At 41.9% G+C, this 15,123-nt stretch carries 13 protein-coding genes; 8 read left to right on the top strand and 5 right to left on the bottom strand.

The features are described from left to right. Positions 1–66 precede the first annotated feature (66 nt). Positions 67–327: a DUF1871 family protein gene (locus AU377_RS13380; RefSeq protein ID WP_067408284.1), complete on the top strand. Its 261-nt coding sequence runs from the start codon at positions 67–69 to the stop codon at positions 325–327. A 107-nt stretch (positions 328–434) separates the two neighbouring features. Here the strand turns inward: AU377_RS13380 and AU377_RS13375 are convergent, their stop codons facing one another. Further along, positions 435–1,754 carry a sodium-dependent transporter gene (locus tag AU377_RS13375; protein WP_067408283.1) on the bottom strand — a complete coding sequence of 440 codons (1,320 nt, stop codon included), beginning with the start codon at positions 1,752–1,754 and terminating at the stop codon, positions 435–437. 146 nt (positions 1,755–1,900) lie between these two features. On the opposite strand from AU377_RS13375, the gene AU377_RS13370 reads away from it, so the two are divergent. Both AU377_RS13370 and yugI read left to right on the top strand, forming a co-directional pair. Then, the gene (locus AU377_RS13370; RefSeq protein WP_067408282.1) at positions 1,901–4,072 is read left to right on the top strand and encodes a hypothetical protein; all 2,172 of its coding nucleotides are present in this window, start codon (positions 1,901–1,903) and stop codon (positions 4,070–4,072) included. 132 nt (positions 4,073–4,204) lie between these two features. Then, the gene (gene yugI / locus AU377_RS13365) at positions 4,205–4,579 is read left to right on the top strand and encodes a S1 domain-containing post-transcriptional regulator GSP13 (protein ID WP_067408281.1); all 375 of its coding nucleotides are present in this window, start codon (positions 4,205–4,207) and stop codon (positions 4,577–4,579) included. 29 nt (positions 4,580–4,608) lie between these two features. Here the strand turns inward: yugI and AU377_RS13360 are convergent, their stop codons facing one another. After that, positions 4,609–5,922, bottom strand: a complete 1,314-nt coding sequence (locus AU377_RS13360) for a sigma 54-interacting transcriptional regulator (RefSeq protein ID WP_067408280.1) — start codon at positions 5,920–5,922, stop codon at positions 4,609–4,611. 144 nt (positions 5,923–6,066) lie between these two features. Between AU377_RS13360 and pruA the strand changes: the two genes are divergently transcribed. The 3 genes from pruA to AU377_RS13345 all read left to right on the top strand — a co-directional run bounded on the left by pruA (position 6,067) and on the right by AU377_RS13345 (position 10,227). After that, entirely contained in the window at positions 6,067–7,611 is a 1,545-nt protein-coding gene (gene pruA, locus AU377_RS13355; protein WP_067408279.1) for an L-glutamate gamma-semialdehyde dehydrogenase, read from the top strand. Positions 7,612–7,696: 85 nt separating this feature from the next. Continuing rightward, entirely contained in the window at positions 7,697–8,896 is a 1,200-nt protein-coding gene (locus AU377_RS13350; protein ID WP_172794069.1) for an ornithine--oxo-acid transaminase, read from the top strand. Positions 8,897–8,982: 86 nt separating this feature from the next. Further along, on the top strand, positions 8,983–10,227 hold the full coding sequence (locus tag AU377_RS13345; protein ID WP_067408278.1) for a Glu/Leu/Phe/Val dehydrogenase: 1,245 nt from the start codon (positions 8,983–8,985) through the stop codon (positions 10,225–10,227). Between the two features lie 41 nt (positions 10,228–10,268). Here the strand turns inward: AU377_RS13345 and AU377_RS13340 are convergent, their stop codons facing one another. Further along, entirely contained in the window at positions 10,269–10,511 is a 243-nt protein-coding gene (locus AU377_RS13340; protein WP_067408277.1) for a DUF378 domain-containing protein, read from the bottom strand. A 112-nt stretch (positions 10,512–10,623) separates the two neighbouring features. Here AU377_RS13340 and AU377_RS13335 point away from each other — a divergent pair, with 112 nt between their 5' ends. After that, positions 10,624–11,787, top strand: coding sequence for an iron-containing alcohol dehydrogenase (locus AU377_RS13335; RefSeq protein ID WP_067408276.1), 1,164 nt, complete (start codon positions 10,624–10,626; stop codon positions 11,785–11,787). Positions 11,788–11,830: 43 nt separating this feature from the next. Here the strand turns inward: AU377_RS13335 and AU377_RS13330 are convergent, their stop codons facing one another. After that, on the bottom strand, positions 11,831–12,805 hold the full coding sequence (locus AU377_RS13330) for a cation diffusion facilitator family transporter (RefSeq protein ID WP_067408275.1): 975 nt from the start codon (positions 12,803–12,805) through the stop codon (positions 11,831–11,833). 135 nt (positions 12,806–12,940) lie between these two features. Then, the gene (locus AU377_RS13325) at positions 12,941–13,663 is read right to left on the bottom strand and encodes an MgtC/SapB family protein (protein ID WP_067408274.1); all 723 of its coding nucleotides are present in this window, start codon (positions 13,661–13,663) and stop codon (positions 12,941–12,943) included. A 109-nt stretch (positions 13,664–13,772) separates the two neighbouring features. Between AU377_RS13325 and AU377_RS13320 the strand changes: the two genes are divergently transcribed. After that, positions 13,773–14,675, top strand: coding sequence for a DMT family transporter (locus AU377_RS13320; protein WP_067408273.1), 903 nt, complete (start codon positions 13,773–13,775; stop codon positions 14,673–14,675). Positions 14,676–15,123 lie beyond the last annotated feature (448 nt).

Below are 15,123 nucleotides of genomic sequence, written 5' to 3'. Positions count from 1 at the left end.
TCATGTTTTCTTAGCCTCCACTATGTTATTATAATCTAAACTATTAAAAAAAATAAGGTGACGGCCATGCAAACAATTGAAATGAATAAAAAGGCAGTAGAGCTTCTAGAACAGTGGGATCCATTCGAAGTTGGACAAAAGGCATACGAGCTTGAAATTGCAGATGTCGTAGCTGAGCTGCACTATCTAGATCATCCGACAGATCTCGCTAAGCGTATTCGTGAAATTTACGAACATTCCTACGAGCTTTGGATCCCAATCGAAAACTGTGTACAAATCGCTTATAAATTGTTGGCCATTAAATACGAAGCGAAATGTATTGTTTAAACAAAAAACTGCGTCTCCATCAAGGGGCGCAGTTTTTCATTTGAAAAAGAAGGGGTTGTCCTGGAAGTGCCTGGCTCTTCGCTTTAGGACAGCCCCTTCTAGAAGTGTTATTCAAATATCCAAGCAAGGAAAATGACTACGATAGCGAGCGGCGCAATATACTTTACGAGAAACTTCCAGCTGTTATGAAGCAGCGGCTGCATACCCAACTCTTCATCAGTCTGTGCTTTCGTTAGGACGAATCCAACGAAAATGGAGACGAGAAGCGCACCAATCGGCATAGCAATCCGACTTGTCAAAATATCTGCGAAGTCAAAAATGGTTCCGCCAAAAACTTTCACGTCAGACAACGGCCCGAAAGAGAGGGCGCTAGGAATACCAATGAGGAAAATGAGTAGACCGAAAATCCAGGAAGCCTTCTTTCGATACTCGTATTTTTCACGAATGCCCGTTGAAACAACAATCTCAAGCATCGCAATTGCCGAAGTGAGCGTTGCAAATAGTAGTAAAATGAAAAAGATCACCATGAATAGTCCACCAAACGGAATTTGGTTGAAAATCGCCGGCAAAACGACGAAAACTAAACCGGGTCCTTCCATCGGTGAATGTCCGAGTGCAAAGACCGCTGGGAAAATGACGAGTCCCGCTAAAATAGAAATAACGATATTTAAAATCGCGACATTCATAGCTGATTGTCCCAATCGTTCTTCCTTAGACAAATAAGAAGCATACGTCATCATGGCGGTCACTCCAACGCTGAGCGAGAAGAATGCTTGACCAAGTGCCAGTAAAAACGTCGATCCTTTCAAATAAGACCAATCAGGCACAAATAAGAAACGAACACCTTCCATGGCTCCTTCCAACGTCAATGATCGAATCGCAAGAACGATGAAAAAGATAAATAATAAAGGCATCATCCATTTACTAGCCCGCTCAATGCCGTCATTGACTCCACCTTGTACAATCAAAATGGTTAACAGCATAAATGCACCTTGTGCGACTAACACTTCCAAAGGATTCGCGATAATCGAATTGAACAATTCCACGTGATTGGCCGATCCTAACTCGAAGGTAAAGGAACGGACCAAATAGGAAAGAATCCATCCGCCGACAACACTATAAAAGGATAATAAAATAAATGATGCAGCAAGCCCGATCCAGCCCATCCAAAACCATTGCTTTTTAGGCGCAAGCTTTTTTAATGAAGTAACGGCATCGGCTTGTCCTCTTCGCCCAATGACAAACTCACCGAGTAAAATAGGCAGCCCGATTAAAACCGTATTTAGTATAAATAAAAGCACAAAGACGCTGCCGCCATTTGTCCCTGCCATATAAGGAAACTTCCAAATGGCACCGAGTCCAATTGCACTGCCGGCCGCAGCGAGGATGAACCCGATTTTGCTCGTCCATTGATCACGTTGTTTCATGTACACCCACACTTTCTATTGTTAGCAATTTAAAACATCTCTTTATTCTACATGAATCGACATTGGAAGTCACTGTCCCCTTTCTAGCAAATAAAGGGATATTCTTTGGTATATTAGGAGTATAAGGTAAAAAAGGGGGGAGATGTTTGGAGGAAAGCGACGTAAACAAAGAGCAGCGTGCTTTTGAAAAGTGGTTAGACCAATCTGCGAAAAGCATTTATCAATTCGCATTTCAATTCGGTTTATCAAAAGAACAAGCTGGAAAAATAACAGAAATGGCAGTTCTTGAGCTGTATTCAAAACAAGACGCTTTCAATAGGGGAAGGGACGGATTATTAAAGCTTTATCAAATTGCTTGGTCGTACATACGGGAGAAGTCACCTTCGCCGCCAAACGAAAAAGGATTTTTATCGTTTGAAGAGGATGAAATGCTGCATAAAGAAATTATCCTGCTTGAAAGAGAGGATAAAGTTTCCCTCATACTTACCGAGTTTCATAGAAAAAGTGCAGAGGACATTACGGCAATTACTGGACTCACTAATCCAGAAGAAAAAATTCGGCAGGCAAAAGAACAATTACAAATCGATCAATTAGAAAAACGGTTACAATTACTTGCCAAATCGTACGCGCGATTGTCTACAAAGGTTGAAGTGGATCAATGGACAGAAGAAATATCGTTATCCTCTGCCGAAGAGGACAAACCGAATGATGTGCAACAAGAAAAACAAGCACCGTCTAAAAAATCATTATACATATGGGGAATCGGTGTCCTAAGCCTCTTAGTTTTGGCAATTACTTCCGTCCTAACAAGTGAAGATTATCAAAACGCAAGATCTGAAAAATACATCGAAAACTTAAAAATAGCATTCGAACAAGAAATAGATGATAAATACAAAGTATTAGGGTTTTCCGAAAAAGCACTTATCAAGTTAAATTATCATGAAGAAGTATTTAGTACGCGTGCGCGCAGCCAGTTTGAGAAATTGATCAAACAATTAGAACATCAACTCGAAAATAAAGAAAAATTGGATCGAAAAGTAACGCAAGCCGCGTATGAAGAAATCCTTCAATCGATCACGCTGCCTTCTGAAATGGTGGCAGACCTTATGAAGCATCCACTTACCAATGATCGTAAAGGGAGCGAGGCTTTCATAGCAGATTATTTCGACAAACAGTTTATCCTGCAGGCAGTCTATACGAACATATTTTCACGGTATGAATGGAAACTTAATAGCGCGAAAGAAAATCCAAACTTCGACTTGCAACAATTTATTGATGAAAATATAAAGGTTGAAGATGATCAGATCATCCAAAGTATGGAAAAGCAAAATCTTCATTTTCAGGATGATCCGATTTGGCCGATGCTTTATCCGAAATTCAAATCGAATGCACTTAGCCAGCAAATGCGTGAAGCATTACATAAAGACATGGCGGGTTATATGACATTGTTGGAAAAAGAGCCATTTATTTATTACCAAGATGATTTTGAACCAATTTTTTGGTATACGCTCGAAGAAACGGTCGATGGGTTACTGGAAATGGAGCAGTCGTTAATCACTTCCAAATCAGAAAGTATGGCATACGATTTTCTTTTTAGTCAATTTGGATGGATCTTTCAAACACTTGTGAAGGGTTATGACGGCAATGCCTTTGTTTTTGATGACACAGGGCAAGTAAAAATGGACTTACGGGATAGTTGGCGGAAAATGGCAGCATCGGGGGAAGCCTCCCCGACCGGTTATCTAATGGGGTCCATCGTAAAGGAAATGGAAGTAAGTGGCTGGACGACGTCTGAAAGCTATGATCGTTTAGAACCCTTTCATCTAGCAATGCTTATGGATCAGGCAAAAAACGATGAGGCCTTTTCGCTATCGTTTGCCGCAGAGGATGACGGAGGACCCGAACAGGTTGCACTCAATGACCTTGATTACCAAGACTTGGTAAGGGAGACTTACGAACAATTTCATGCACAGCATGATTTTTCGGTGCTACAAGACGTCCACCCGCTCGTCGTGATCGGCATGTATTACTACGCGAATGATCTCGAAGACGCCGAAACGATGTGGCATCTTTTAATAAACAACGATGACAAGCCGCCGCTTGAGGTGTATACGGAGAAATGGCAGCCATTAAAGCAGCCAGCATTCAATGGTGCCGATTCCATATCTGTTGAGTTGGGTACAAATGAAACAAACGGTGTACCGTTAGCGCCAGTGCTTTACTATCAAGAGGGGAACTTTGAATATGGCGCCTGGCTCATATGGGATGAAACGGATGCTTGTTGGAAAGTAAATAGTATTCTTTTCTTTATTTTTTGATCAACAAATGTTCATCCAAAATCATTCAATGATCCCATTACCTGTTTTGCCCAGTACTTCTAACCATGGTATAATTTTAAGTGGCCGAATTGGCAGATAGAAGTTCAAAATAGAGACTGGGAGCTGTTTACAATGGCAAAAAAATACGAAGCAGGTGAAGAACTTACTGGTAAGGTAACAGGAATTCAACCATACGGTGCATTTGTAGCTTTGGATGATGAAACGCAAGGTCTCGTACACATCTCAGAGATCACGTACGGGTTTGTAAAAGATATACACGACTTTCTTGCGATAGGCGAAGAAGTGAAAGTAAAAGTTTTGGACGTAGACAAAGAGGCAGGAAAGATTAGCCTATCGATCCGCGCACTACAAGAAGCACCGCCAGCTTCAAGAAAAGACCATTCACCGCGCAAATCGCTGCAAGATCGAGTGAGAGAGCGAGACGCGGATGGCTTTAATTCGTTAAAAGATAAGTTGAAAGATTGGATTGAAAGATCTGGACAATAATAAAGGTGAGGATTAGGTTATTTCACAACCTAGTCCTCATTTTTTATTTTGCGTAAACGATATTGTAAATTTTGCCTGCTCATCCCTAAAGCAGTAGCAGTTTTTGTGATATTCTCCTCATTTAATTTCAATGCTTTTTGCAAATAATATTGTTCAGCTTCTTTTAAAAATTGGTCGAGGGGCATGAGTTCTTTTGAAGGCTGCACGATAAAATCAGTCGCATGCATTACTTCGCATGTCATGTCTGTTGCTTTCATTCGAAAATGAAGCGGCAGCATATCGAACGTCAGTACAGTTTCTGTCGTCGCGAGTGAAGAAACTTCATCGAGCAAAAATTCTAATTCACGCATATTGCCGGGCCAGTCATAGGTCATAAAAAGTTGTTCAACTTCAGGTTTCACATCTAGCAGACTCGTTCCGTATCGCCCACCGCGTTTTTCAAAATAAGCTTGGACAAACGGCATAATGTCTTCTTTTCGTTTGCGAAGCGGCGGAATTCGGATTGTAAGCGAGGCGAAGAAATAATATAAATCCTTTAATAATTCCCCTGATGCGATCAGTTCTACAGGATCGTCCCCGATGCTTGCGATCATTTGGCGATGGGTGTTTTGTTCGTCCACCAAAATTGCCAATAGCTTTTGTTGAAGGGGGATGGATAGAAGATCGATCCTTTCACAAAATAGAGTGAGCAAATTCGTATTATCCAACGCTTCGTCCAAATGATCAATTAAAAGGGGATCCGCGTTATGACAATGAAGCGTAAAAAAATCTTCGTTAGAAGGTGATGAATCATTGTGAATGCTTTCCGCGATCAAATCTTTCCCTGTGCCTGATTCACCGATCAGTAAAACCGGCAGTTTTGCAAGTGACGCTTTTTTTGCCGTTGCAATGATTGACTGCATAGATTCGCTTGCTGCGACAATTTGATTGAACGTAACGGGGTCGCTGTTTTTTCGCAGGGGATGCAGGACGAATTTTTCAAGTGCTGTTACATCTTGTGCAAGTTCAACAGCGCCTATTAGGTTGTCTTCTTGAAAAATTGGGTATGTATCATTGATCGTTGTAATTTCGGTGCCATTTCGATTCCAATAGGTTTGTTTGATGTTTAATTGTTCCTTACCACTTTGCAGCACTTTCAATAGCGTACTTTCTTCTTGTGCAAAGTTGAAAAGCTCCAAAATGGAGCGGTCTTCAACATCTTCTAATGCAAGACCCTCGATTTCTTTCATTTTGTCATTGTATAGTATAGTTCGTCCATCTAGGTTGATGGCATGGACGCCGACGCCGGCCTTCTCAACGACAAACCGATAAAAAGGAAGGAGCATTTTATCCGATTTTTTCATTTATAAACCACCATCCGCACATTTTTTTGAAAGAATTGTGAATTCGGACTTGAAATATGCAACAATCTTTTGCATTATTATAGATGTAATCAATTCTGTAATGCAAATATTTTTTGCGTTTCAATAGTTAGAGGAGGAAATGGAATGATTCCATACAAACACGAACCATTTACTGATTTTTCGGTAGAAGAAAACCGACAAGCTTTTTTAGCAGGTATGAAAACGGTTGAAGGATATCTTGGCCAAGATTACCCGTTAATTATTGGCGGAGAGCGTGTAATGACTGAAGAAAAATTAGTTTCTTCAAACCCAGCGAACAAAGAAGAAGTGATCGGTGCTGTTTCAAAAGCAAGCAGAGATCTTGCTGAAAAAGCGATGAACGTTGCGGATGAAACGTTTAATACTTGGAGAAAAGTAAAACCTGAATTCCGTGCAGATGTTCTATTCAAAGCTGCTGCGATCATACGTCGCCGCAAACACGAATTCTCGGCACTTCTTACAAAAGAAGCGGGCAAGCCTTGGCATGAAGCAGATGCAGATACGGCAGAAGCAATTGACTTCCTAGAGTACTACGCACGTCAAATGCTGGAATTGAAAGAGGGTATTCCTGTTGAGAGCCGTCCAGGCGAGTTCAACCGTTTTAACTATATTCCACTTGGTGTAGGTGTTGTCATTTCCCCGTGGAACTTCGCATTCGCGATCATGGCAGGTACAACAGCTGCAGCACTTGTGACAGGAAATACAGTGCTTCTAAAACCGGCTTCTACAACACCGGTTGTTGCATACAAATTTATTGAAGTGCTTGAAGAAGCAGGCATGCCTGCAGGTGTTGTCAACTTCATCCCAGGATCTGGCGCAGAAGTGGGCGACTACCTCGTCGATCACCCAAGAACACGTTTCATTTCTTTCACAGGTTCACGTGAAGTCGGAACACGCATTTACGAGCGTGCAGCTGTTGTGAACGAAGGACAAATTTGGCTAAAACGCGTAATCGCTGAAATGGGCGGTAAAGATACAATCGTCGTAGACAGCGAAGCAGACCTAGATCTCGCAGCAGAATCGATTGTTAAATCTGCATTCGGATTCAGTGGTCAAAAATGTTCGGCTTGTTCACGCGCAGTCATCCTAGAAGATGTCTATGATGAAGTGCTAGCACGTGTTGAAAAACTCACAAAAGAAATCACTTACGGAGATCCAGCTGACCGAAGCAACTTCACTGGACCAGTAATCGATCAAGCTTCATACGACAAAATTATGAGCTACATCGAAATTGGAAAAGAAGAAGGACGCATTATTGCAGGTGGTATTGGAGATGACTCGAAAGGTTACTTCGTTGCACCAACAGTCATTGCGGATCTGGCACCAGACGCGCGTGTGATGCAAGAAGAAATCTTTGGACCAGTTGTTGGTTTAACAAAAGCGAAAAGTTTTACAGAAGCGATTGAAATTGCAAACAACACAGACTACGGTCTAACAGGTGCTGTCATTACAAATAATCGCTTCCACATTGAGCAAGCACGTGAAGACTTCCATGTTGGAAACCTTTACTTCAACCGTACTTGCACAGGTGCAATTGTTGGATACCAGCCATTCGGCGGATTTAACATGTCAGGTACTGACTCAAAAGCGGGCGGTCCGGACTACCTACAACTACACATGCAAGGGAAAACAACTTCAGAAATGTTCTAATTGAAGGAACAAGAAAGGGCTGTCTGGAAGTGCCTAGCTCTTCGTTTTCAGACAGCCTTCATACATAATTAGGGGAGGGAATCGTATGTCAATTTCAGTATCCGCAAACGTCATTGCACAAACAGAACAATTTGGTGCAAACAACTATCATCCACTGCCAATCGTTATTTCAGAAGCTGAAGGGGTATGGGTGAAAAACCCAGAAGGTAATCAGTACATGGATATGCTATCTGCGTATTCAGCAGTGAACCAAGGCCATCGTCATCCGAAAATCATTCAAGCATTGAAAGATCAGGCTGACAAAGTAACATTGACGTCACGTGCATTCCACAACGATCAGTTGGGCCCGTGGTATGAGAAAATTTGTCAGCTGTCCGGTAAAGAAATGGCATTGCCAATGAACACAGGTGCAGAAGCTGTTGAGACGGCTATTAAAGCAGCACGTCGCTGGGCCTACGATGTAAAAGGGGTTGCAGATGGTCAAGCGGAAATTATTGCTTGTGAAGGAAACTTCCATGGCCGTACGATGACAGCCGTATCTTTATCGTCTGAGGAAGAATATAAACGCGGTTTCGGTCCAATGCTGCCAGGCATTCAATTAGTGCCTTACGGTGATATCAAGGCACTTGAAGCGGCGATTACACCGAATACGGCGGCGTTTTTAATCGAGCCGATCCAAGGTGAGGCAGGGATTATCATCCCACCGGCAGGATTTATGAAAGCTGCGTATGAGCTGTGCAAAAAACACAATGTTTTATTCATCGCAGATGAAATCCAGGCAGGTCTTTGCCGAACAGGAAAAATGTTCGCAACAGAGTGGGAAGGCTTCGTTCCGGATATGTACATTCTTGGTAAAGCACTAGGCGGCGGCGTTTTCCCAATATCTTGTGTCGTTGCAAACAAAGATGTGCTGGGTGTATTTAACCCGGGATCCCACGGCTCAACTTTTGGTGGAAACCCAATGGCATGTGCAGTATCCCTTGCATCGCTTGAAGTGCTCGAAGAAGAAAAACTTGCGGAGCGTTCTATTGAACTGGGTAATTACTTCAAAGAACAACTGGAAAAAATTGACCACCCTTCTATTAAAGAAGTACGCGGACGCGGATTGTTTATCGGCGTGGAATTGACAGAAGCTGCCCGCCCTTATTGCGAACAGTTAAAAGAGCTTGGACTGTTATGTAAAGAAACACATGACACCGTCATTCGATTTGCACCACCGCTCATCATTGAAAAAGAGGAATTAGACTGGGCGATTGAAAAAATCCAACAGGTTTTTGCTAAATAATCTATTTACTATCCAAAAAAGTTGGAGAATGTGGTACAATGTGTGACGAAGAAATACATTATGAATCAAAGAGGCGAACCATAACAATGACTGAAAACCTGAATCTGTTTACGTCTACACAAGATGTCATTAAAGAAGCACTTGACAAATTAGGCTATGATGAAGGAATGTACGAACTATTAAAAGAACCCCTACGTATGGTTGAAGTACGGATTCCGATCCGTATGGATGACGGTAAAGTAAAAGTATTCACGGGCTTCCGCGGACAGCATAGTGATGCTGTTGGGCCGACAAAAGGCGGCGTTCGATTCCACCCGGAAGTAACATTTGAGGAAGTAAAAGCCCTTTCCATGTGGATGACATTGAAAGCTGGAATTGTTGACCTTCCGTATGGCGGAGGAAAAGGAGCAATTATTTGTGACCCGCGTGAAATGTCAATGGGTGAACTCGAGCGTCTAAGCCGCGGTTATGTACGCGCGCTCAGCCAAATTATGGGACCTGCAAAAGATATCCCAGCGCCAGACGTTTTCACAAATGCGCAAATTATGGCTTGGATGATGGATGAGTACAGTAAAATTGATGAGTTTAACTCTCCAGGTTTCATTACAGGGAAACCAATTGTACTAGGCGGTTCCCAAGGAAGAGACCGTGCGACAGCAGAGGGTGTAACGATCATTATCGAAGAAGCGGCAAAACGTCGCGGTATTGATATGAAAGGTGCACGTATCGTTATCCAAGGATTTGGGAATGCGGGAAGCTTCCTATCTAAATTCCTTCACGATGCAGGGGCAAAAGTGATCGGCATTTCTGACGCTTATGGTGCTTTGCATGATCCAGAGGGTCTAGACATTGACTATCTATTAGATAGACGAGACAGCTTCGGAACAGTAACGACTTTATTTGAAAATACAATTTCGAACAAAGAGCTTTTGGAGCTTGACTGTGATATTCTAGTGCCTGCTGCTATTGCAAACCAAATTACAGCAGAGAATGCACATGATATTAAAGCGAAAATTGTCGTCGAGGCGGCAAACGGTCCGACAACTGCAGAAGGAACACGTATCCTAACAGATCGTGGCATTTTGCTTGTACCGGATGTGTTGGCAAGTGCGGGCGGCGTCACGGTTTCTTACTTCGAGTGGGTTCAAAACAACATGGGCTACTACTGGTCTGAAGAAGAAGTTCGTGAGAAAATGACTGCCAAAATGGTTGAGGCATTCGAAAATGTTTACAACGTGGCCAAAACACGTAACATCGATATGCGCCTAGCTGCGTATATGATCGGGGTCCGTAAAACTGCGGAAGCATCCCGTTTCCGTGGATGGGCATAATAGAAGTAGATTAAAAGGCATTTCCACTTAGGAAATGCCTTTTAATAATCCTCAGGAATCGGTTTAGGCTCTCTCCGCACTTCCGGATTTCGCCATTGATCAAATAACAGCCCTAAGCTGAAAAGTCCTGAAATCCCAATAAGTAAATAAATGAACCTTGCTAACGATTCCATCGAACCGCCCGCCATCTGTGCAACGACATCAAAGCGAAAGATTCCGGCGACTCCCCAATTGAGCGCACCGATAATTGTAATGGCCAAGGCTAATTTATGAATTTTATTCATCCGGGGAACACCTCCTACTTTTACTATTCCCTGTTGGATTCATTTCATACGACATTAGCTTTGCAAAATCCGATTCAGTTCTGGATAATGATAAAAGACAAGGAGGATTGGCATGAATAATTTTGAATTTTATAACCCTGTTAAATTAATATTCGGGAAAGGTCAAATTAGTCAGTTAACAAACGAGCTTTCTCAATATGGAAAAAAAGTGCTTGTTGTGTATGGCGGAGGAAGTATTAAGCGGAACGGTCTTTACGATGAAGTCATGTCCCTTTTAAAAGAAGCGAATATGGAAATCCATGAGCTTGCGGGTGTGGAACCAAATCCACGTGTATCTACTGCTCGAAAAGGAGCGGAGATTTGTAAAGCGCACGACATCGATGTCGTTCTAGCAGTCGGCGGTGGTTCTGTCATTGACTGTACAAAACTCATCGCATCTGCGGCGAAGTACGACGGAGACCCATGGGACTTTGTCATTCAAAAAGCAAAACCTCAAGACGCACTGCCATTCGGAACGATTTTAACACTTGCTGCAACAGGTTCGGAAATGAATGCAGGATCTGTTATTACGAACGAAGAAACGCAAGAAAAGTATGGATGGGGCGGACCGTTTAACTTTCCAAAGTTCTCCATTCTGGACCCGACCTATACAATTTCCGTGCCGAGGGATCAAACGGTGTATGGCATTGTCGATATGATGTCGCATATTTTCGAACAGTACTACAATGAAGCAACCAATACACCTGTACAAGATGAAATGTGCGAAGGGGTCCTGCGGGCAATTATAGACAACGGCGCAAAACTTGTGGATGACTTGGAAAATTACGATTTGCGGGAAACGATTTTACTTGCTGGCACAATCGGCTTAAATAATTTCCTTCGTCTCGGTTATCAAGGAGACTGGGCGTCCCATGACATTGAACATGCGGTATCCGCTGTTTACGACATTCCGCATGCAGGTGGTCTAGCCATTTTATTCCCAAATTGGATGCGTCATAATGTCCATGTGAATCCAGCCCGATTTGCAAAAATGGCAGTAAATGTCTTTGGCGTAGATCCTGCTGGTAAAACAGATGAAGAAGTGGCATATGAAGGCATTGATCGTCTGAGTGCATTTTGGACATCGATCGGTGCACCGCAAACGTTAGCGGATTATCAAATCGATGATGCTAAATTAGAACTGATGGCGGATAAAGCAATGGCAAACGGCCCACTGGGCAAGTTTGTAAAGTTAGAACGTGAAGACGTGCTAGCCATTTTAAAAGCTTCACTATAAAAGGGGAATGACGCGAACGTTCTATAAACGTCGCGTCATTTTTTTACATTTTATCAGAACGAGATTCTTTCCAATTGATCACGCCATCATCTTGGTCGAATGCAATCATGACGTCTCGAACGCCTTTTTGTTGTAGGATCGTGTTCATCAATCGATCGCGAATAGCGTCCACATAGGAAACGGTATGCGTTGCATCTACTTCTGCAACCACTTCTACATGTAAAAACTCGCCTTCTTTGATTACTTCTACTCGCTGTAAATCTTTAATGTCGGGATCTTTTTTAACGAGCTTGGCAATATGATTCAGCATTTCTTCATCCGTTTCACCAATCGCTCCACGCGCATTTTCTAAAAACACCCTTCCGACAACGTAAAACATCATAAGACCAATGAGTATAGAAGCAATCCCTTCCGCCGATAATACCCCGAAGAAATGTGCAAGGGTAATGGCGATCAATGCGAGCGCTCCCCCAGAAGTGGCAATTAAATCTTCCAAAAAGACAAGCTTGGTAGCAGGCTTTGCACGATTTAAATGGAGGAAACTCGATGTAACTGGTGCGAGAAAGCCTTTACTTTGAATGTTTCCTTCAACGAGTACCTCTTTTCCAGCCTTATAAAAAACGAAAAATTCTAATACAAGCCCAATGGCTAATACCGAAAAGTTAATCCAAAACCCTTGGGATTCAACTGGATGTAGGACATGGTGCCAACCTTCTTTCACCGCTTCGTAAGCCATAATTGCAATGATAATGACTGCGCCCAAACAGACTAGGTTCACCACTCGGCCAAATCCATTTGGAAATCTTGGCGTTGGTGCGCGTTTGGATAAAGCGGAACCGATGAAAACAAAAAGTTGGTTAGCCGCATCACCAAACGAATGCAGCATTTCTGCAAACATTGCTACATTGCCTGTTATGAAAAAAGCAACTGCTTTTAGTACGCCGATGATCGTGTTCACAACCGCGGCAAGTAAAGCCGGTCGATTGCCATTCTTTAGTAATTTGAAAAATGCTCCCATACGATCCCTCCGTTTTGTTCCAGTCCGTTTAGACATGTTGTGATTTGCTCATCGTTAGGTTGCCAGTTTGGATACCTTCTTATCTATACCCACTTTTCATGCGACCTATCATATTGAAGGAGGGATTATGACGAATTACGTAAAAATTTCAATCTCTACGGATTCTACATAAGGAAGAGTGGATAGATCAATGTACAATTTAGATGTCGGTTTTTTTGTTAATGCTGATAGCCTAAAATCTAATTCATGATGAATGTGTCTTTCATCTGTATAAATTTGGCGGATACGAAGGTTATCAATCATCATGCCTTCTTTTTTTAAGAAAGTAATAAGTTCGTCAATTTTCGACTTATCCGATAGCACAACCACGAAAGCCGCTTCTTTCGTACGCAATCTTTTCGGACCGAATTTACCAAGGAAAGGCGCAATGACTTCAATGACAAACATGACCATTAGCACCGCAAAAATGGCTTCAATGAAAAATCCTGCACCGACGGCGATGCCAATACTTGCTGCGCCCCAAATCATAGCGGCAGTTGTCAGTCCCGTAATGTTGTCGTTATCTCTTCTTAAAATAGCGCCGGCTCCGAGAAAACCAATTCCGCTCACAATTTGTGCGGCAAGTCGAAGCGGATCCATCGTCACGTTGATATCTTGACGGGAAGGGACGAGATAAGCAGCTTCAATTGAAACGATTGTTAACAAACAGCTAAAAGTAGCGATGACTGCACTTGTCTTTAATCCAATAGGCTTCTTTTTAATTTCTCTTTCTACACCAATGACTAAGCTTAGTATTAAAGCAATTGCAATTTTTATTAGTACTTCTGGATAAAGTGTTTCACTTAAAATCCAATTCATACAAAGTTCCCCCTTTTGTGCTTTAAGATAAGGATTAATTCATGTTATAATTACACCTATTGCCTAAAATGGCAAAGTTGTAATCATGATTGAAGGAGATATATTAACAATGGAACGACCGTCGATTCACCCTTACATCCCCATTATTATAGGGGTACTATCAGTTGCTTTATCGGCCATCTTTGTAAAACTTGCCACAGCCGATGCAGGCGTCATTGCCTTTTATAGAATGTTATTTTCCGTCATCCTTATGATGCCGATCTTTTGGTTCAAATATCGAAGTGAGATAAAACTGTTAGGAAAGAAAGATTGGATATTTTCAGCAATCGCTGGTATTTTTCTGGCCTTTCACTTCATCCTTTGGTTTGAGTCGTTAAATTACACGTCTGTTGCGAGTTCAACAGTTCTAGTGACATTGCAGCCAATCTTTGCATTTGTCGGAACGTATTTCTTTTTTAAAGAAAAATTATCGCTTAAAACAATTTTATCTGGTGTGATTGCGATTTCCGGAAGTGTTATTATTAGTTGGGGAGACTTCCAATTAAGCGGAACGGCATTATATGGTGATATTTTAGCACTTATTGCGTGTGCGCTTATTACGGCTTATCTTTTATTTGGTCAAGATGTACGTAAACGACTCTCTCTTATTACATATACGTTTGTCGTTTATTCAATAAGCACAATTACGCTCTTTTTTTATGTCTTGGCAAGCGGAGAGTCATTTGGACCTTATCCGCAATCAGATTGGTTTTGGTTTATCATACTTGCGCTTATTCCAAACTTACTTGGCCATACATTATTTAACTGGGCTATTAAATATGTCAGTACAAATGTCATTTCAATCGCCGTACTATTCGAGCCGGTTGGGGCAGCGATCTTGGCGTATTATGTATTCCACGAAAAATTAATGGGTTCTCAAATAATAGGTGGAATGGTTATTATTGCGGGGATTCTGCTATTTGTTGTCGATGGTAAAATGCTGCGGGAAAAACTATTTTCAAAAAGGACTTGATTTTAATCAAGTAAGTATTGTATATTAGTACATGTCGTTCGAGAGCGAGAAACAATATTAAAATCAAACTTAAATAAATTTGAAATGTGTTGTTGACTCGTTCCGTGAGACATGTTATAGTAGTAAACGTTGCGCTTCGAAAAAGCGACAACAACCGACAAAAACATTTTGTGAAAAGTTGTTGACGAATAAATGGCAACTTGGTAAGATGTAAAAGTCGCTTCCGGGAAAACGGAAGAAGAGAATTGGCTCTTTATTATAAAAAATGAACCTTGAAAACTGAACAGCAAAACGTTAACAAATACGTTTACGGATCCGACCCCGTCGGTGAAGTAAACAAAACAAGAATCTTCGGATTCAAAGTCAGCAAGAATTGAGCAAATCAATTTCTTCTATTATGGAGAGTTTGATCCTGGCTCAGGACGAACGCTGGCGGCGTGCCTAATAC

The sequence above is a fragment of the Sporosarcina sp. HYO08 genome, from assembly GCF_001563475.1.
Lineage (GTDB): Bacteria > Bacillota > Bacilli > Bacillales_A > Planococcaceae > Sporosarcina.
Note: the sequence above shows the minus strand (reverse complement) of the source record. Positions and strands in the feature narration are given on the sequence as shown.

What these genes read in the sequence shown, in the direction of transcription:
- yugI (WP_067408281.1), top strand. Translation starts at nt 4,205, where the DNA reads ATGGCAAAAAAATACGAAGCAGGTGAAGAACTTACTGGTAAGGTAACA.
- AU377_RS13340 (WP_067408277.1), bottom strand. Translation starts at nt 10,511, where the DNA reads ATGAATAAAATTCATAAATTAGCCTTGGCCATTACAATTATCGGTGCG.
- AU377_RS13380 (WP_067408284.1), top strand. Translation starts at nt 67, where the DNA reads ATGCAAACAATTGAAATGAATAAAAAGGCAGTAGAGCTTCTAGAACAG.
- AU377_RS13375 (WP_067408283.1), bottom strand. Translation starts at nt 1,754, where the DNA reads ATGAAACAACGTGATCAATGGACGAGCAAAATCGGGTTCATCCTCGCT.
- AU377_RS13320 (WP_067408273.1), top strand. Translation starts at nt 13,773, where the DNA reads ATGGAACGACCGTCGATTCACCCTTACATCCCCATTATTATAGGGGTA.
- AU377_RS13335 (WP_067408276.1), top strand. Translation starts at nt 10,624, where the DNA reads ATGAATAATTTTGAATTTTATAACCCTGTTAAATTAATATTCGGGAAA.
- AU377_RS13325 (WP_067408274.1), bottom strand. Translation starts at nt 13,663, where the DNA reads ATGAATTGGATTTTAAGTGAAACACTTTATCCAGAAGTACTAATAAAA.
- AU377_RS13350 (WP_172794069.1), top strand. Translation starts at nt 7,697, where the DNA reads ATGTCAATTTCAGTATCCGCAAACGTCATTGCACAAACAGAACAATTT.
- AU377_RS13360 (WP_067408280.1), bottom strand. Translation starts at nt 5,922, where the DNA reads ATGAAAAAATCGGATAAAATGCTCCTTCCTTTTTATCGGTTTGTCGTT.
- AU377_RS13345 (WP_067408278.1), top strand. Translation starts at nt 8,983, where the DNA reads ATGACTGAAAACCTGAATCTGTTTACGTCTACACAAGATGTCATTAAA.
- pruA (WP_067408279.1), top strand. Translation starts at nt 6,067, where the DNA reads ATGATTCCATACAAACACGAACCATTTACTGATTTTTCGGTAGAAGAA.
- AU377_RS13330 (WP_067408275.1), bottom strand. Translation starts at nt 12,805, where the DNA reads ATGGGAGCATTTTTCAAATTACTAAAGAATGGCAATCGACCGGCTTTA.